The sequence below is a fragment of the Martinezella calliandrae genome, assembly GCF_030272695.1.
GTDB classification, from domain to species: domain Bacteria; phylum Pseudomonadota; class Alphaproteobacteria; order Rhizobiales; family Rhizobiaceae; genus Rhizobium; species Rhizobium calliandrae.
The window spans coordinates 53,576-71,167 of the sequence record NZ_JARFYN010000013.1; the positions used below are offsets into that span (position 1 = coordinate 53,576).

Genomic DNA, 17,592 nt, shown 5'->3' on the forward strand with positions numbered 1-17,592 from the left:
GCACCATATATGAACGAATTATTCACCAGTGTCACCCTTCGATTTCGGAGCATAGCACGCCTTGTTTGCCCGTGTTGGAACAACAGCTTTTCCTAGACGGACGGCAAAGATCGCGCGATTTCAACGATGGTGGCAAAGGCTATATCGACATCTTCCGCCGTCGTTTCGAATTGGCCGGCCTGGAAACGAACGACCAATCGGCCGCCCACCCTGGTCTGCGTCAAATAGATGCGCCCATCATTGTTGATGGCGGCGATCAGACGCTGAGTATGACTTTCCTGATCTACGCCGGCGGAGGGCCGGTGACTAAAGGAGAAAAGCGACAGGAACGGCTGAGTGACGATCTCGAAATCAGACTCGGCTGCCAAACGTTCGGCCAAAGTCTGCGACCAGGCGACATGATTGCGGATCATCGTCCGCAGACCTTCGAGCCCGTGATAGCGCAGCAGGAACCAGAGTTTCAGGGCGCGGAAGCGCCGGCCGAGCGGCACGGACCATTCAGAATAGTTGATAATGCCGTCGTGACCATGGGTGCGCAGATATTCCGGATGGATTGCCAGGGTACGCACCAAGGATTCTGGCTCGCGGACGAACTGGACCGAACAATCGAACTGGGCGCCCAGCCATTTATGTGGATTGAAAACGACAGAATCGGCCTGTTCGACGCCTTGCCACAGCGTCCGGAATTCCGGGCAGATCATCGCCGAACCGGCCCAGGCGGCGTCGACATGCACATAAAGGCCATTGCGGTGCGCAACTTCGACAACAGCGGCGATATCGTCACAAGCGCCGGTGCTGGTGCCGCCGACACAGGCAATCACACCGGCCGGCAGGAGACCCGCTGCTCGATCACGCTCGATCGCCGCCGCAAGCGCCGGCGTATCCATGGCGCTGTTCGGGCCGCCGCCCGACGGAATGCGGACCAGGTTCTCGGCGCCGATACCGGATATCCAGATGGCGCGATCGATCGAAGTGTGGACCTGATCGGTGGAATAGATCCGCACCGCCTTGTTTGCGGCGAGGCCCTGGCTGTTGCCCCGCCAATCGAGCGCTCGCTCGCGCATGACCAGCACGGCCGCGAGCGTCGCCGTTGAAGCGGAATCCTGGATGACTCCGGTGAAACTGCCGGGAAGGCCAACGGCCTGGCACAGCCAGTCGACCACCTTGGTCTCCAGCTCGGTAGCCGACGGCGAGGTCTGCCAGAGCATGCATTGGGCGGCGATCGCGCTGACGAGGTATTCGGCGATGACCGAAACCGGAGCAGCATTGGCGGGGAAATATGCGAAGAAGCGCGGATGCTGCCAATGCGTCATACCGGGAACCAGGATATCCTCAAAATCCTTGAAGATATCCTCCATCGCCTCACCGGACTCTGGCGGCGAGTCGGCGATATGCGCTGCGATCTCTCCCGGCGCCGTCTGCGCCCGCACCGGCCGGTCGCGCAGCGATGCACGATATTCCGCCCCCCAAGTCGCTGCCTTTTCCGACCAGCGCCGAAACTCCCCCCAATCCATGGCCTTCCTCCTTCACATGAAAGCGAGGCGGACCTTAGACGGGATTTCCAAGACGGTCGAGTATCAGAAAAGCTCGTCCAATGCTGGGCCGAGCGGCACAATTCCTGTCGGATTGAGCGTCGCTATCGAATAGTAACCGCGCTTGATGTGATCGAAGCTAACGGTTTCGGCGATGCCGGGCCAATCGAATATGCGACGGCAGAAAGACTGGAGATTGGCATAGTCCGACAGGCGACGGAGATTGCATTTGAAGAGGCCATGATAGGCAACGTCAAAACGGACGAGGGTGACGAAAAGCCTGATATCGCTTTCGGTCGGATGATCGGCGAACAGAAACTGCTTGCCTTCCAGCTCCGTCTCGACCCAATCGAGGCAATCAAATACGTCGTTAAAGGCCTCCTCATAGGCAATCTGTGTCGTCGCAAAACCGGCGCGGTAGACGCCATTGTTGAGGACCGGATAGATGCGAGCATTGAAGGCATCAATGTCTTCGCGCTTGCCTGCCGGATAAAGATCGATCGGATGGCGGGCGAGAGTGCCGAAGCCATCGTTCAGCATGCGAAGGATATCGGCAGATTCGTTGTTGACGATCGTGCCTTTCTGCTTGTCCCAAAGCACGGGCACGGTAGCGCGGCCGGAGATATACGGGTCGGCCTTTGTGTAGATCTGGTGCATATAAGTGCAGCCGTTGACCGCATCGGCGGTCGCACCGGGATAGCTGCCGAACCGCCAGCCTTGCTTGGTCAAAGCCGGCTCGACCACCGATACGGAAATGACGTCCTCCAAGCCCTTCAGCTTGCGGCCGATCAGAGTGCGCGATGCCCAGGGACAGATCAGCGCGACATAGAGATGATAGCGGCCGGATTGCGCTGCAAAATCACCCTCGCCTGTAGGCCCTGGCCGCCCGTCCGGCGTTACCCAATTGCGGAAGGTCGACGTCTGGCGAACGAAGCCGCCCTTTTCATCCTTGGCTTGGACCGGCTGCCAGTCTTCCATCCAGTTCCCGTTCACCAGCACGGCTCTATCTCCATTTTCCGCGCGCCTTCTTTTGCCGTGCATCATAGCGAAATAGGGTTTCACCGAAATAACGCAATGTTGAAACAGAGCGTCTACCGGGCAAGGCAGGATGCGGCTATAAACTTGTATCGCAAAATCCAGTTATCGGAGGACCGCATGCCTACTTCCGTTTCTTCCGTGAAAACCGACCATGCCAGCCGCTATCTGCAACAGCTCTGCAAGCACTGGAGCCACAGATTCACAGTCGAATTCAACGAGGTCGCTGGCAAAGTGCCCTTCAGCCCGGAAACCTCCGTGGAGTTTTCGGCCGACGCTTCCACTTTGTTGATGACCCTGCATATCGAGAATCCGCAGGATCTCGAGCGCATGCAGAATGTCGTGGCCGATCACCTCAAGCGGTTCGCCTTCCGTGAGAAGCTCGACGTGGTCTGGACTGTGGATGTAAGCAGGGTATAGGTTCGCTTCGTATCCTCCAATGCAGTCGCCCAGCCTGCTCCCAAGGTCGCGACTGCTCCCACAGATGGAAAGAACCCTATGACGTCCAGCAATTCCCGCGAGTCGCAATATCCGATCGACAAGCTCTTTCTCGACCGTTGGTCGCCGCGTGCCTATTCCAACGAATCCATGACTGAGGCCGACCTGCTGACCATACTGGAATCCGCCCATTGGGCGCCGTCTTCCTCCAATCTGCAGCCCTGGCGCTTCGTCTATGCGCTGCGCGGCTCGCAAAATTGGGACAAATTCCTGAGCGTTTTGGTGGAATTCAACCAGGGCTGGGTCAAGTCCGCAGCCGCCCTCCTTTTTGTCGTCTCGCGCACGCATAGTGGCGAGCTCGGTTCGGCGGAACAGAAGCCGAACTACAGCCATTCGTTCGACGCCGGCGCGGCCTGGGGTTTTATGGCGATGCAGGCTCATCTAGCCGGCTACGAGGCGCATGGCATGACGGGTTTCCATGTCGATAAGGCGTATGAGGTTCTGGGCATTCCAGACGGCTTCCGTGTCGAGGCCGCAGTTGCTATCGGCAAGATCGGCGACAAGAACCAGCTTCCTGAAAAGCTCAGGGAGCGCGAAGTGCCGAGCCAGCGCAAGCCGCTTTCAGAACTCGCCTTCAATGGCACTTTCATTGCCAAGTAATTGATCTTGAAATAGAAAGGCCCGCCTGAAAGATAGGCGGGCCTTTTCGATATCCCGATAATGCCTATCAAATATCGAGGTTGGCAACGCTCAACGCGTTGTCCTGGATGAATTCGCGCCGGGGCTCGACTTCATCGCCCATGAGCCGGGCAAACAAACCGTCGGCGTCGGTCGCATCGGCGACCTTGACCTGCAGCAGCGATCGGACGTTCGGATCGAGTGTCGTTTCCCAAAGTTGTTCGGCGTTCATTTCGCCGAGGCCCTTGTAACGCTGCATAGTGAGCCCCTTGCGACCGCTGGCGAATATCGTTTCCAGCAGCATACGTGGGCCGGAAATCTCGGTCTCATCGTCGCGACGGACGAGCTTCGGCGGCTGATCATAGATCTCCTTGAGGCGTGCGCCGAGCTGATCGATAAGACGCGCATCCTGCGAGCCGATCAGGGCCATGTCGAGAACGACGACTTCCTTGACGCCACGCACCATGCGCTCGAAACGCAATCCGCCTTCGCTGGTGAGACCGCCGCTCCAGCCGCGTTCAGTTTCCTCGGCAATGATATCGAGCCGCTTGGCGACGTCATCCACCAGATTTTGCGCTCGCGCCGCGTCGCTGACGAGCTCGGCATTCAGTGCGCCGGCAATCGCCGCCTGTTCGACAACGGCGCGGTTATAGCGCGAATGCAGGTTGTCTAGCAGCGTGCGCAGACGCAGCGCATCGACAATGACCTCGCGCAGATCCTGACCGGCACGGACTTCACCGCTGCCGAGCCGCAGGCTGGCATCCTCGAGACCCTGGCCGATCAAATATTCTTCCAGTGCCTTCTCATCCTTCACATATTGCACCGACTTGCCGCGCGTCACCTTATAGAGCGGCGGTTGAGCGATGTAGAGATGGCCCCGCTCTATGAGATCGGGCATCTGCCTGAAGAAGAAAGTAAGGAGCAGCGTGCGAATATGGGCGCCGTCGACGTCGGCGTCTGTCATGATGATGATCTTGTGGTAACGCAGCTTGTCGGCATTGAACTCGTCCTTGCCGATGCCGGTGCCGAGCGCGGTAATCAGCGTGCCGATTTCCTGGCTCGAGAGCATCTTGTCGAATCGGGCGCGCTCGACGTTCAAGATCTTGCCGCGCAGCGGCAGGATCGCCTGATTTTCGCGCGAACGGCCCTGCTTGGCTGAACCACCTGCCGAGTCGCCCTCGACCAGGAAGACTTCGGACTTGGCCGGATCGCGTTCGGAGCAATCGGCAAGTTTGCCGGGCAGCGAAGCAATATCGAGAGCGCCTTTGCGCCGCGTCAGCTCGCGCGCCTTGCGGGCGGCTTCGCGCGCGGCGGCGGCTTCGACGACCTTGCCGACAAGCACCTTCGCATCGGCCGGATGTTCTTCAAGCCAGGTGTTCAGCGCTTCGTTGACAAGGCTTTCGACCACTGGACGAACCTCCGACGACACCAGCTTGTCTTTGGTCTGCGAGGAAAATTTCGGATCCGGAACTTTTACCGAAAGCACTGCAGTCAGGCCTTCACGGCAATCGTCACCGGTCAGCGTCACCTTTTCCTTCTTGGTGATGCCGGAGGTATCGGCATAGGAGGTGATCTGGCGCGTCAGCGCGCCTCGGAAGCCCGCCATATGCGTCCCGCCATCCCGCTGCGGGATATTGTTGGTGAAGCAAAGCACGTTTTCATGGTAGCTATCGTTCCACCACATTGCCACTTCGACGGTGATGCCATCCTTTTCACCACGGATGGATACCGGCTTTTCGACCAGCGGCTTCTTGGCACGATCGAGATAGGCGACGAAAGCCTCCAGGCCACCGTCGTAGATCATTTCTTCCTGCCTGATGTCGGAGTGACGCTTGTCAGTCAGCAGAATGCGAACGCCGGAGTTCAGGAACGCGAGCTCGCGCAGGCGATGCTCCAGCGTGGCATAATCGAATTCCGTCATGGTGAAGGTTAACGAGCTCGGCATGAAGCTGACTTCGGTGCCGGTCTCGTCACCGGCATCTCCCGTCTCCCGCAGCGGCGCGTCGGCAACGCCGTGGGTGAAGCTCATTTCATGAATCTTGCCCTGGCGACGGATCTTCAGCCTCAGCCAGACGGACAATGCGTTCACGACCGAGACGCCGACGCCGTGTAGGCCGCCAGAGACCTTGTAGGAGTTCTGATCGAACTTACCGCCGGCATGGAGTTGGGTCATGATGACCTCGGCGGCGGAAACGCCTTCGCCGGTATGGATGTCCGTCGGGATACCGCGGCCGTTATCTGTTACCGTCACTGAGCCGTCGGGGTTGAGCGTCACCGTGACGATGTCGGCATGGCCGGCCAGTGCCTCGTCAATGGCGTTGTCGACGACCTCATAAACCATGTGATGCAGGCCGGAGCCGTCATCCGTGTCACCGATGTACATCCCGGGACGCTTACGCACTGCATCAAGACCCTTCAGAACCTTGATGGAATCTGCGCCATATTCGGCATTGCCGCCGTTTTCGGGTACGGATGTATCGGTCATATATTGAAGTCTTTCCAGTGTTTTAGAGAACACCACCGATCTCTACCGAATCAGCGGTTTTTCTTTCCCTGAATATAGGATGTTTCGCCCCGAACTTCCAAACGGAAGGCCCCCAATTCAGGCATAAAGCAGGGGATTAAGGCGGTTTTCAGCCGCTTTTACCGGCATTTTCGAGAAGCTGGGACAGCTCCCCGATCGTTGCCGCATCGAGGCTGCGAATCCGGCCCGCCAACCGATTGATGAACGCCGTATATTCCGGCGCCAGGCCCGAGGTATCGATGACGACGCGCGGGTCTGAAAAGCGCGCCAGCAGGAATAATTCCTCTGCTTCGTCCCAGATGATGTTGAAGTATCCGGCAATGCGTTGCAATAAATCGAAGGTCGGCGTGCCGCGCTTCCCATGTTCTAAGGCAGATAAATAAGCCGGAGTCACATTCAGTGCCGCCGCCATTTCCTTCTGCGAGACGCCCTTGCGCGCCCTGAGTTTTCGAACCGCCTCACCGAACGGGGTCACAGCATATCCCCCTTCAATCGCGACAGTCGGATATAGAGGGCGCCGTCTCCGCCATGATGGTGCGCCGCCGTCTCGTACGACGAAATCAGGAAGCGGAACTCCGGCTTGGAAAACCACATTGGTACCGCACGCTTCAACGCGCCGTCGCTGCCCGTGGAACTGCCTTTACCGGTGATGACAAGCACATGGCGAAGACCGCGCTCATGCGCCCGGAGGAGGAAATCCAGAAGCATGGTATGCGCCTCGCTCTGGATCAGCCCATGCAGATCGATCCGCGCTTCCAGCGCCAGCCGGCCCTTGGCGATCTTACGCTTGACCGGCCGCTCCAGCGGATGGTGGGTGCCGGAAGGTTGTTTTGCCGGTGGTGGCGGAACTTGCGGGCCGGCGGACGCTGCCATGGCCTTCGCCTTCTCGGCACGAGCGGTTTCCTCCGCCTGCGCCTCCGCCGCCACAATCTCGTCGAAAGCCTCCAAATCCGCAAGTCGCCCTGGCATCGGCCGAGTGCTTTTTGCCACTTTGCCCCAGAGAATGCGTTCGTCCGTACTGAGTTTTCGTTCCTTGGTCTGTCGTCCTGAAGCCATCAGCCAAACCTCTGAGCTGCCGCCCTCGGAACCAATATATAAAAATCCGCATCGTTGCGCACGGTACCGGCAAGCTCTCCGGCGTCGTAACCAGATCCGGTAAAGATATCTCCGCGCGCCGGGCCGACGATCGCCGAGCCGGTGTCGAGCGCCAGCATCAGCCGCCCAAAAGGCCCGCCGCCATCGAGATGAGTCAGACTTTCCGACTGGATGAAGAAAGGAAAGCCAAAAGTATGGATCAGTCGATCGACCGCTAACGCGCGGCCCGCGACTAGCGGCACTTTCGCTGCTGCGATCGGGCCGAGCGTCGGATCGCTGACATCGGCCTCGCGGAAGAAGATGTACGACCTGTTGTGCCAGAGGACCTCATCGACCTCCTGCGGATGCGCATAGAGCCAATCGCGGATCGTCTGCATCGAAATGGTCGCCCGGTTGAGCACACCGCGTTCGATCAGCAGACGGCCGACGGCCGAGAAGGGATGCCCGGCCTTTGCGGCATAGGTGATCCGGCCCATGCGCCCATCAGGATAGCGCAGCCTCGCTGCGCCCTGCACATGCACAAAGAACACATCCACTTTGGATTTCGCCCAGGCGATCTCCAGGCCTTTGCCCTGCAGATAACCGCGATCGATCTCGCCACGATCCGGATAGACCGATACGATCCCGTTTTCGAGACGACCGAACATGTAGGATGGATCAAGCTCAGCGGGCCGGCTGCTATCATCGAGGTCGATCAGATCATTCGGGCGGCGATAGAAGGGATAGCGATAGATCTCGTCGGGCGTTGCGGAGACTATGATCTCCGGCTCGTAGAAGGCTGTCACAAACCCTCTGGCGCCGTCGCCGCGGCGAATGAAGAAGGGCCGGCAGCGCTCCTCGAAAAACATACGAGCTTCGGCTGCGTCCTTAGGTTCATATCCTTCCGCATCGTCGAGCAGGGTCAGCAAATCGTTCGCGGTCAGGCCGGCGGCACCGGTGCGGTAGGGCCTCACGTCCCTGATATGGGCCCGGCAGTCCCTCATGACGCGAAAAAGGCTGGAAGGATCATCGTCCTTCCAGCCATTCAGATCGGCGAAGGTTGCCGGCTCAAGCCTGAAGTCCTGCGAGGGAATGGTCATTGTTCGGATTCGGTCGCCACCAGTTTCCAGTTAGGATCGCGCGAGCGGCTGTCGCGGGCAAAGGTCCAGAGATCGCTGATCTCGGCTACCGCTTCGGCGTCACCGTCGATCAGTGCGCCGGCCTTGTCGTAGGTCGCCGAGATCATCTGGCTGACGATACGCATCGTCACGAAAGCTTCCGTTCCCTTCATCTCGGCGCTGAGGAGGTCAGCCTTGTCGATGCCGACGAAGGTGGACTTCACTTTTTCGCCCTTGGCTTCCCGCTCGGCAATGGCGGCATCGAAGCCCTCATAGACTTCGCGGGACAACAGGCCCTTCAGCGCCTTACGGTCGCCATCGGCAAAGGCCATGACGATCATCTCATAGGCCATACGCGCACCATTGACGAATTCCTTCGGGTTGAAGGACGGGTCGGCCTTGTTCAGTTCACGCAACGAGTCATTGAGCGGCGTACCGGCTGCCGCAAAGGCGTCGATGGCGGCAAAGCGATCTTCGTCTTCCGCGACATCGCGGCGCGGCAGGGTCACGACCTTGCCGGCGTCGGGGGCTGTCGGACCAGTCGCCGAATCGGGAGAACCGTAGAGATCGCGCGGCGGCTTCTCATTCCCCGTGCGGCGGCCAAGAACGCTGCGCAGCTGAAAGAAAATCAGCACCGCCGCCACCAGGAAAAAGATCGTCACAAAGTCGTTTGCACCCATCTCGTGTCGGAACCACCGTTAAATTTGAGAGTTTCAATTCCCATATAGTCCGCATCCATCTATCATTCAAATAGCGGACTGGTATCTTTATTATGCGCGATGGACTAACGCTAAGCATACAAGCCCGCTTCCAGGACACGTTAACATGCGCCTATCCCTTGTTCCTATCTTCGTCTTTCTGATGCCGCTTGCTGAAATCGCCGGCTTCATCATCGTCGGCAAGATGATCGGCGTCTGGGCGACATTGGCACTTGTCATCCTCAGCGCCCTCCTGGGCGCCGCCCTTCTCAGAATCCAGGGCATCGGTATCCTGCAGCGCATTTCGGCCGAAAGCCGCAACGGCGGCGACCCTGGACGCGAGATGGTTCATGGCGCCATGATCGTCGTTGCGGCATTCCTCCTGATGCTGCCCGGCTTCATTTCTGATATTATCGGCTTGCTGCTCTTCATTCCGGCGATACGTGAGCTTGCCTGGAAGGTTCTGCGCAAGCGCATTGTCGTTCTGGGCAGTTCACGCGCCTTCAGACGCGGAGCTGAACAAGCTGGACAAGGCCCGAACGCAGGTCCCGGCCCGAAAACTCGGCCGCGCGGACCCCGGCAAGTTGTCGATCTCGACGAGACCGATTTTCATCGCGAGCCCAATCGCAACTCGCCCTGGTCTGACCAAAAACGCCTTGAAGAATAGGGCAAAGAGGCCAAAATGGCCAAAGCCTCAAGGGTTGTAAGCCCTTATTCGAAATGCTAGATGGCGACACCCATAGACGTCAGAGGAAACCCCCATGGCCAACGAGAATAGCGGCAACGGCGCAACGAACCCGAGCCTTTCCATCCTTGCCCAATACACCAAGGATCTTTCCTTCGAAAATCCTGGTGCTCCGCGCTCGCTGCAGGCCCGGGAAAATGCCCCCGATATCAACATCAATGTCAACGTCAACGCCAATCCGCTGTCGGAAGCAGATTTCGACGTCGTCTTGACGCTGAATGCCGAAGCCAAGGATGGTGACCGGGTTCTCTTCCATACCGAGCTGGTTTATGGCGGCGTCTTCCGCGTCACCGGTTTTCCCCAGGAACACATGCTGCCGCTGCTCTTCATCGAGTGCCCGCGCCTGCTGTTCCCCTTTGCCCGTCAGATCATCGCCGACGTCACCCGCAATGGCGGCTTCCCGCCGCTGATGATCGACCCGATCGATTTCGCCCAGATGTTCTCGCAGCGTGTCGCCGAAGAACAGGCCCGCGCCCAGGTCCAGGCGGTCCCGAACTAAGTCTTCGGTTTCTTCGATCGATGGAACTAAACTAAAAGCCCGGATTTCGATCCGGGCTTTTTTTGTTCAGTCTGAAATATTTTCTCAGTTTGAGGTGCGGTATTTCGACCAGATGCCTTTTTCCCCCAGCTTGCCGATCAATGCGGCATGATTTTCCAGCTCGACCTGGCTCAATCTGCTCGCCAATGGCTTCGGCCGCACCAGGATATCCAAGCTCATCTCGTCCATATCCTCGACCTGAGGAGACCGTGCTGAGGAACCGTTGATGCTGCCGAGACCAAGGGCCGTCTGCCTGCCGCCGATCATCTCGATATAGACCTCGGCCAGGAGTTCGGAGTCGAGGAGCGCGCCGTGTTTGGTGCGGTGGGAATTGTCGATGCCGTAGCGCCGGCAGAGCGCGTCCAGTGAGTTCGGTCCCATCGGATGCTTGCGCCGCGCCATGGCCAGCGTATCGATCACCGTATCGGGTAAGATCGGTGGGCGGCCTAGCCTGGCAAATTCGGCATTGACGAAGCCCATGTCGAAAGTCGCGTTATGGGCGATCCACTTGGCTTCGCCGAAGAAGTCGAGGATTTGATCGACGACATCGGCAAATGCCGGCTTGTCTTGCAGGAACTCGTCAGTGATACCATGCACGGCAAGTGCATCCGGATGCACTTTTCGGTCGCCGGGATTGATATAGAGATGAATGGTCTTGCCGGTCGGAAAATGATTGAAGAGCTCGATACCGCCGATTTCGATGACACGGTCGGCTCTGTTGTCGAGGCCGGTCGTTTCCGTATCGAAAATGATTTCGCGCATATCAGGCCTTTCCACCAGTAGGCTCGTTGACTGTCGACCGCTGCTGCAGATCCGCTATGATGTTTTTGACCTGCTCCCGCGCTGCGTCTATGCTTTGGCCGGTGTCGATGATGTAATCAGCCCGTGCCCGCTTCTCGGCATCCGGAGTCTGGCGAGAGAGAATCATATTGAATTTTTCCTCCGTCATGCCCGGTCGGGCAAGTACTCTTTGCCTTTGAATCTGTGGATCGCAGCTGACGACGACGATCTTGTCGACCCTTTTATCGGCGCCGGTTTCGAATAGCAGCGGAATGTCGAGCACAACGATTTCCGCGCCAGCAGCACGCTGGCGATCCAGAAACTTCCGCTCCCGCTGCCGCACCAGTGGATGGACGATGGCTTCCAGCCGTTTGAAACCGGAGGGATCGTTGGCAAGTTTGCTGGCAAGCGCCTGCCGGTCGACAGCCCCGTCCTTCGTCGTTCCAGGAAAAGCGGCTTCGACCAAGGCTACGGCTTCACCAATGTAAAGATCATGCACCACCGCATCGGCGTCGTTCACCGGGATGCCGGCTTCAGCAAACAGCTCGCCCGATGTCGATTTTCCCATACCGATGGAGCCCGTGAGGCCTACGCGGATCATCAATGCTTTTCCATATCGGCGATGATCAAGGCTCGCAGCGCTTCATCGACCACAGGGCGCTTGCCGAACCATTTTTCAAAACCTGGAACGGCCTGGTGCAGCAACATGCCGAGACCATCGACAATGCGAAAACCCTGTTCTTCGGCCTGGACCAGCAACGTGGTTTTCAGTGGTACATAGACGATGTCGGTCACAACGGCATTTGCGGCCAGCGGCGAAAAATCGATACGCGGTGCCGCTTCGCCGTCCATGCCTAGAGAGGTCGTATTCACGAAGAGACCGGCATCCCGCATCACCTCTTGCAGCGATGCCATCCGATGGGCATGGACGCGTCCGCCGAACCGATCCGCCAGTTCCTGCGCCCGTTCGACGGTGCGGTTGACGACGTGAACTTCCCCGATGCCACGGTCCCTCACCGCCTGGATGATGGCGCGGCTCGCGCCCCCCGCCCCCAGAATCACCACTCGTCCGATACGATCCCAACCCGGATGGCGCTCATCCAGATTGGCCGTGAAACCGCGGCCGTCCGTATTGGTCGCATGCAGCAAACCATCCTGAAGCCACAGCGTGTTCGAAGCTCCGAGTTCGATGGACAATTCATCCGGTCGATCCACCAGTTTAAACGCCGTCTCCTTATGGGGGATCGTCACATTGCCGCCGACGTAACGGCTCGAACCGTCCTTCAATGCGGCGATGAAGGCCGGAAAATCATCCGGCGAAACCTCATGGGCGCGATAACTGCCAGCGAGACCGAGTGTGCGCAGCCAGTGGCCATGGATCAATGGCGAGCGCGAATGCTTGACGGGATAGCCTGTGACAAACGCATTCGGTCCGAATGTTTCACGTGAATCACCCATCAATCACTCCAAGCTCACGAAGCTGCTGAAGGAGAGGCAGCATCGGCAATCCGACGATAGTAAAATAATCGCCGTCGATTTTCGAGAAAAGCTGTATCCCCTCGGCCTCGAGCTGATAGGCGCCAACGCTTGACAGCGCCTTGTCGCCAACGCGGTTCAGATGGCGATGGATAAAATCGGACGAGAGATCGCGCATGGTCAAGTCGGCGTGCGAGACATGTTCCCAGATGATGTCGCCGTTGCGCGCCAACGCGATGGCGCTGTTGAGGCGATGGGTCTTGCCGGACAAAATACGTAGATGGTTTTCGGCGTCCAACAACGTCTTCGGCTTATGGAAGACCTGATCACCAAGCGACATTGTTTGATCCGAGCCGATGACGAGCGAGCCGGCGAAACGATCGCTCACCTCTTTCGCCTTGCCCTTGGCAAGCACAAGCGCCACGGCGTCCGGTCCGGCGCCATCCTGCTCCAGCGGTGCTTCGATTGCGCGTTCGTCGATTTGAGCCGCCACCGCTTGGAAATGCAGACCGGCATTTTGCATCAGCATCCGCCGGAACGGGCTGGAAGAGGCAAGAATGAGCGGCGCTGTCATATCGGATTAACCTCGGAAATCTTGATATTCAGCGCTTAACGCAGCTTCGGTCGCAGAGCAACAATGGCGGCCGCAGTCTCTTCGATCGAGCGGCGGGTGACATCGATGACAGGCCAATTGTGCCGAGCGCAGAGCGAGCGAGCATATTTGAGCTCCTCGGAAATCGTCGCCCGATCGATATAGTCACCCCGATCGAAACCGGCCGTCGCGCCAAGGATGCGATTTTCACGAACCTGAGATATACGGTCGGTCGTTGCCACCAGCCCAACGATCAGCGGTTTGGTCGCCCGGATCAAGCTCTCGGGCAAAGGCACGCCATGGACGATCGGGATATTGGCGGTCTTGATACCCCTATTGGCGAGATAGATGCTCGTTGGCGTCTTCGATGTCCGGCTGATGCCGATGATAACGACATCGGCATCATTATAATCATCCTGCATCTGCCCATCATCGTGATCCATGGTGAAGTTCAGCGCCTCGATGCGGGCGAAATAGTCTGCGTTCATCACATGCTGGGCTCCGACGCGGCGGCGCGACGCTGTACCGAGATAAGTCTGGAAGACATTCATGACAGGCTCGAGGACATTGACGCAGGGTACAGCCATCTCGCGACAACGCTCGGCGATGATATCGGCAAGCTCGCGGTCGACGATGGTATAAAGGACGATCCCAGGACTATGGTCGATGGCTTCCAGAACCGGCAGTAGTTGTTTGCGGTTCCTAATCAGCGGATAGACATGCTCGATCGGCTGGCTGGCATGGAATTGCACTGAGGCGGCGCGGCCTGCGGAGATCAGAGTCTCACCGGTTGAGTCAGAAATCAGATGCAGATGAAAGAAGCTTGTCCGGTTTTCCACGCTACTTTCCGTCGCCTGTTGATATTTCGGGAGAGTAGAGAGGTACGGGAAGCAGCCGGTCGGGGGCAAGTGGAAAACTGCCGGCTTTTCCACATTTCGAATTTCGCTATGGGAGTCTTTTCGGAGTTTGTGGGTAATGTGGATAATTCCCGTTCTACAGCGATCCTCCTCGATTTATCCCCAGACCGGCCCAAAAAGAAAAACAGCTTCAAGCCCTTCAAAACACTGATCTTACTTCTTCGTTGTCCACATAACTTAGAGGCAGCTTGACCTCTTTGCCCGATTTTGATGGATGCGCGACATTTTGGATCGGCCGTGGATAAATATTAATCCTTGATAGTCACCGACTCTAAGAAATAGAAACCTTAGATATATGTTTGGTTTTATATGGGATGACGACTTTGAGCGAGGAACGCCGGAAGATCATGAGAGTGCTCAGCGGAGAAACGCTGACCCCTCCCCCTCTTTGGTTGATGCGCCAAGCCGGACGCTATCTCCCCGAATATAGAGAGACACGGACGAGGGCCGGAAGCTTTCTCGAACTCTGTTATACTCCGGAGTATGCGGTCGAGGTGACGCTGCAGCCGATCCGGCGGTATGGCTTCGATGCTGCGATCCTGTTTTCCGATATTCTGGTGATCCCCGATGCGTTGAAACGCAATGTCCGCTATACCGAGGGGCACGGCCCGGAGATGGATCCCATCGACGAAACGGGCATTCGGGCGTTGAACGGCGAAGGTGTGGTTGAGTACCTCGCTCCGGTCATGGAGACGGTGCGGCGGCTGCGCGGTGAACTGCCGGAGGAAACGACGCTCCTTGGCTTCTGCGGCGCGCCCTGGACAGTTGCCACCTATATGATCGCCGGTCATGGCACATCCGATCAGGCCCCTGCCCGGCTCTTCGCTTATCGGCATCCCAAAGCATTCGAGCATCTGCTCATGCTGCTGGCCGATATCTCCGCCGATTATCTCCTGGCGCAGATCGATGCCGGCGCCGACGCTGTGCAGATCTTCGATTCCTGGGCGGGTGTGCTTGGGGAGACCGAGTTTGAGGCTTTTGCCGTGAAACCAGTTGCCAGGATCATCGCCTCGATCAAGGCACGGCGGCCGCAGGCCAGGATCATCGCCTTTGCCAAGGGCGCGGGATATCTGCTCAAGACCTATCGGCAGAAGACGGGTGCCGACGCTATCGGACTAGACTGGTCGGTGCCGCTTGCCTTTGCCAGGGAGTTGCAGCAGGACGGCCCGGTTCAAGGCAACCTCGATCCGATGCGGGTCGTTGCCGGCGGTAAGGCGCTTAGCGATGGGATCGACAATATCCTGCAGCAGCTGGGGCACGGCCCACTGATCTTCAATCTCGGCCACGGAATTACGCCGCAGGCCGATCCGTCCAATGTCGCTGCTCTAGTCGAGCGCGTGCGCGGATGGAAAGGGTGAACGGATGAATGAGCGTTCGGGGGAAAAGCAGATAGATTCTCGCGCCGGCGCTTATGCCAGCCGGCGCGCCTATTTGATGATCCTATTGTTCGCGGTGCTGGCGATTGGCCTCTTTGCCTGGCATCCGGACAATCTCTACCTCTGGATTAAGGCTTTGCACATCATCGCGGTTATTTCCTGGATGGCCGGGCTTTTTTATATGCCGAGGCTTTTCATCTATCATACCGACGCCGAGCCCGGTTCGCAGCAATCGGAAACTTTCAAGGTGATGGAGCGACGACTTGAGCGGGTGATAATGACGCCCGCCATGATCCTGACCTGGGTTTTCGGGCTCTATCTCGCCTGGTCGGCTTATGATTTCCAGGGCGGCTGGCTGCATGCCAAGATGGGCCTTGTCGTGCTGCTGACGGCTATCCATATCTACTTCAGTCGGGCGGTTGGCGAGTTTGCACGAGATGAGAACCGGCATTCTGCCCGATACTGGCGGTATATGAACGAGGCGCCGACAGTGCTTATGATCCTGATCGTGATCCTGGTCGTGGTGAAGCCGTTTGCGTAAAATACGAAGCAGAACTTAGCGTTTAAGTTAAATTTCTTTCATTTCGTCACCCCCCCTTGCGGGGCACAAAGTGAATCGCTATTTTCCCGCCATCTCTTCTTCGTGGCATGTATCCGTTCCGTCGCCCGCGAATACCCTCATCGCGGTTCTGAATACGACCAACACTGCCTTTCCCCTTCTAAAACAGAGTAAATCCCTTCATGGCTGAAATGAAGCTTCAAGAACTTAAGAACAAATCCCCGACCGATCTCCTGGCGTTTGCCGAATCGCTCGAGGTCGAAAATGCCAGCACGATGCGCAAACAGGAACTGATGTTTGCCATTTTGAAGGTGCTTGCCAGCCAGGACGTGGAAATTATCGGTGAAGGCGTTGTCGAGGTCCTGCAGGACGGGTTCGGCTTCCTGCGTTCGGCCAATGCCAATTATCTGCCGGGTCCCGACGATATCTATATCTCACCGTCGCAGATCCGCCGCTTCTCGCTGAAGACGGGCGATACGGTCGAGGGACCGATACGTGGACCGAAGGAAGGCGAGCGCTATTTCGCGTTGCTGAAGGTCAACACCATCAATTTCGATGATCCGGAAAAGATCCGTCACAAGGTCCACTTCGACAATCTTACGCCGCTTTATCCGAACGAACGCTTCCGCATGGAACTCGACGTTCCCACCTCCAAGGACCTGTCACCACGCGTCATCGATCTCGTAGCGCCGCTCGGCAAGGGCCAGCGCGGTCTGATCGTGGCGCCGCCACGCACCGGCAAGACCGTGCTACTGCAGAACATCGCCCATTCGATCACGGCCAATCACCCGGATTGCTATCTGATCGTTCTTCTCATCGACGAACGTCCTGAAGAAGTGACGGATATGCAGCGCTCGGTGCGCGGCGAAGTCATTTCGTCGACCTTCGACGAACCCGCCGTTCGCCACGTGCAGGTCGCCGAGATGGTCATCGAAAAGGCCAAGCGCCTCGTCGAACATGGCCGTGACGTCGTTATCTTGCTCGATTCGATCACTCGTCTCGGCCGTGCCTACAACACGGTCGTTCCCTCCTCCGGTAAGGTTCTGACCGGCGGTGTCGACGCCAACGCCTTGCAGCGCCCGAAGCGCTTCTTCGGCGCGGCGCGTAACATCGAAGAAGGCGGTTCGCTGACCATCATCGCGACGGCGCTAATCGATACCGGTAGCCGTATGGACGAAGTGATCTTCGAAGAATTCAAGGGCACCGGTAACTCGGAAATCGTTCTTGACCGCAAGGTTGCGGATAAGCGCATCTTCCCAGCGATGGATATTCTGAAGTCCGGTACCCGTAAGGAAGACCTGCTGGTGCCGCGTCAGGATCTGCAGAAGATCTTCGTTCTTCGCCGGATCCTTGCGCCGATGGGTACTACGGATGCTATCGAATTCCTAATCGACAAGCTGAAGCAGACGAAGAATAACCCCGACTTCTTCGACTCGATGAATACTTGATCCTTAGCCGGATTCACAGTTGCCGTTATACGGCGAAAACTTGAGATGAGCTATCGGGTCGCGT

At 57.9% G+C, this 17,592-nt stretch carries 19 protein-coding genes; 7 read left to right on the top strand and 12 right to left on the bottom strand.

Annotated features, from left to right (window positions below):
* Window positions 1-92 precede the first annotated feature (92 nt).
* On the bottom strand, window positions 93-1,514 hold the full coding sequence (locus PY650_RS12330) for a pyridoxal phosphate-dependent decarboxylase family protein (RefSeq protein WP_285879551.1): 1,422 nt from the start codon (window positions 1,512-1,514) through the stop codon (window positions 93-95).
* Window positions 1,515-1,577: 63 nt separating this feature from the next.
* The gene (locus PY650_RS12335; RefSeq protein ID WP_285879552.1) at window positions 1,578-2,531 is read right to left on the bottom strand and encodes a glutathione S-transferase family protein; all 954 of its coding nucleotides are present in this window, start codon (window positions 2,529-2,531) and stop codon (window positions 1,578-1,580) included.
* A gap of 156 nt (window positions 2,532-2,687) precedes the next feature.
* Here PY650_RS12335 and PY650_RS12340 point away from each other — a divergent pair, with 156 nt between their 5' ends.
* Window positions 2,688-2,987, top strand: a complete 300-nt coding sequence (locus PY650_RS12340; protein ID WP_285879553.1) for a DUF2218 domain-containing protein — start codon at window positions 2,688-2,690, stop codon at window positions 2,985-2,987.
* Window positions 2,988-3,065: 78 nt separating this feature from the next.
* Window positions 3,066-3,665, top strand: coding sequence for a nitroreductase family protein (locus tag PY650_RS12345; protein WP_285879554.1), 600 nt, complete (start codon window positions 3,066-3,068; stop codon window positions 3,663-3,665).
* A gap of 67 nt (window positions 3,666-3,732) precedes the next feature.
* Here the strand turns inward: PY650_RS12345 and gyrB are convergent, their stop codons facing one another.
* The 5 genes from gyrB to PY650_RS12370 all read right to left on the bottom strand — a co-directional run bounded on the left by gyrB (window position 3,733) and on the right by PY650_RS12370 (window position 9,079).
* Window positions 3,733-6,168: a DNA topoisomerase (ATP-hydrolyzing) subunit B gene (gene gyrB, locus PY650_RS12350; RefSeq protein ID WP_285879555.1), complete on the bottom strand. Its 2,436-nt coding sequence runs from the start codon at window positions 6,166-6,168 to the stop codon at window positions 3,733-3,735.
* Window positions 6,169-6,316: 148 nt separating this feature from the next.
* Complete coding sequence (locus PY650_RS12355) at window positions 6,317-6,682, bottom strand: helix-turn-helix domain-containing protein (RefSeq protein ID WP_285879556.1); 366 nt, start codon at window positions 6,680-6,682, stop codon at window positions 6,317-6,319.
* Window positions 6,679-7,263 (bottom strand): Smr/MutS family protein, encoded by a 585-nt coding sequence (locus tag PY650_RS12360; protein ID WP_285879557.1) that lies wholly within the window; start codon window positions 7,261-7,263, stop codon window positions 6,679-6,681. The genes PY650_RS12355 and PY650_RS12360 overlap by 4 nt, the downstream gene beginning before the upstream one ends.
* A complete protein-coding gene (gene mltA / locus PY650_RS12365; protein WP_285879558.1) occupies window positions 7,263-8,381 on the bottom strand; it encodes a murein transglycosylase A in 1,119 nt (372 codons plus the stop codon). Before mltA ends, PY650_RS12360 begins: the two co-directional genes overlap by 1 nt.
* On the bottom strand, window positions 8,378-9,079 hold the full coding sequence (locus tag PY650_RS12370) for a Tim44/TimA family putative adaptor protein (RefSeq protein ID WP_285879559.1): 702 nt from the start codon (window positions 9,077-9,079) through the stop codon (window positions 8,378-8,380). The genes mltA and PY650_RS12370 overlap by 4 nt, the downstream gene beginning before the upstream one ends.
* Window positions 9,080-9,224: 145 nt before the next feature.
* Here PY650_RS12370 and PY650_RS12375 point away from each other — a divergent pair, with 145 nt between their 5' ends.
* Together PY650_RS12375 and secB are read left to right on the top strand one after the other, a co-directional pair.
* Complete coding sequence (locus PY650_RS12375; protein ID WP_285879560.1) at window positions 9,225-9,764, top strand: FxsA family protein; 540 nt, start codon at window positions 9,225-9,227, stop codon at window positions 9,762-9,764.
* Window positions 9,765-9,858: 94 nt separating this feature from the next.
* A complete protein-coding gene (secB, locus tag PY650_RS12380; RefSeq protein ID WP_285868797.1) occupies window positions 9,859-10,341 on the top strand; it encodes a protein-export chaperone SecB in 483 nt (160 codons plus the stop codon).
* Between the two features lie 84 nt (window positions 10,342-10,425).
* On the opposite strand, the gene dnaQ is transcribed toward secB, so the two are convergent.
* Genes dnaQ through PY650_RS12405 form a run of 5 tightly spaced genes read right to left on the bottom strand, consistent with a single transcriptional unit; the run spans window position 10,426 to window position 14,067 of the window.
* Window positions 10,426-11,142, bottom strand: a complete 717-nt coding sequence (gene dnaQ / locus PY650_RS12385) for a DNA polymerase III subunit epsilon (protein ID WP_285879561.1) — start codon at window positions 11,140-11,142, stop codon at window positions 10,426-10,428.
* A 1-nt stretch (window position 11,143) separates the two neighbouring features.
* Window positions 11,144-11,761, bottom strand: coding sequence for a dephospho-CoA kinase (gene coaE, locus PY650_RS12390; protein ID WP_285879562.1), 618 nt, complete (start codon window positions 11,759-11,761; stop codon window positions 11,144-11,146).
* Window positions 11,761-12,618, bottom strand: coding sequence for a shikimate dehydrogenase (locus tag PY650_RS12395; protein ID WP_285879563.1), 858 nt, complete (start codon window positions 12,616-12,618; stop codon window positions 11,761-11,763). Before PY650_RS12395 ends, coaE begins: the two co-directional genes overlap by 1 nt.
* Complete coding sequence (locus tag PY650_RS12400) at window positions 12,611-13,210, bottom strand: Maf-like protein (protein WP_285879565.1); 600 nt, start codon at window positions 13,208-13,210, stop codon at window positions 12,611-12,613. The genes PY650_RS12395 and PY650_RS12400 overlap by 8 nt, the downstream gene beginning before the upstream one ends.
* Window positions 13,211-13,245: 35 nt before the next feature.
* Window positions 13,246-14,067 carry a pyruvate, water dikinase regulatory protein gene (locus PY650_RS12405; RefSeq protein WP_285879566.1) on the bottom strand — a complete coding sequence of 274 codons (822 nt, stop codon included), beginning with the start codon at window positions 14,065-14,067 and terminating at the stop codon, window positions 13,246-13,248.
* A 401-nt stretch (window positions 14,068-14,468) separates the two neighbouring features.
* Here PY650_RS12405 and hemE point away from each other — a divergent pair, with 401 nt between their 5' ends.
* The 3 genes from hemE to rho all read left to right on the top strand — a co-directional run bounded on the left by hemE (window position 14,469) and on the right by rho (window position 17,528).
* A complete protein-coding gene (gene hemE / locus PY650_RS12410) occupies window positions 14,469-15,503 on the top strand; it encodes a uroporphyrinogen decarboxylase (RefSeq protein WP_285879567.1) in 1,035 nt (344 codons plus the stop codon).
* A gap of 4 nt (window positions 15,504-15,507) precedes the next feature.
* Complete coding sequence (hemJ, locus tag PY650_RS12415; protein WP_285879568.1) at window positions 15,508-16,062, top strand: protoporphyrinogen oxidase HemJ; 555 nt, start codon at window positions 15,508-15,510, stop codon at window positions 16,060-16,062.
* Window positions 16,063-16,262: 200 nt separating this feature from the next.
* Window positions 16,263-17,528 carry a transcription termination factor Rho gene (gene rho, locus PY650_RS12420; protein WP_004127423.1) on the top strand — a complete coding sequence of 422 codons (1,266 nt, stop codon included), beginning with the start codon at window positions 16,263-16,265 and terminating at the stop codon, window positions 17,526-17,528.
* The last annotated feature ends 64 nt before the right edge of the window (window positions 17,529-17,592 follow it).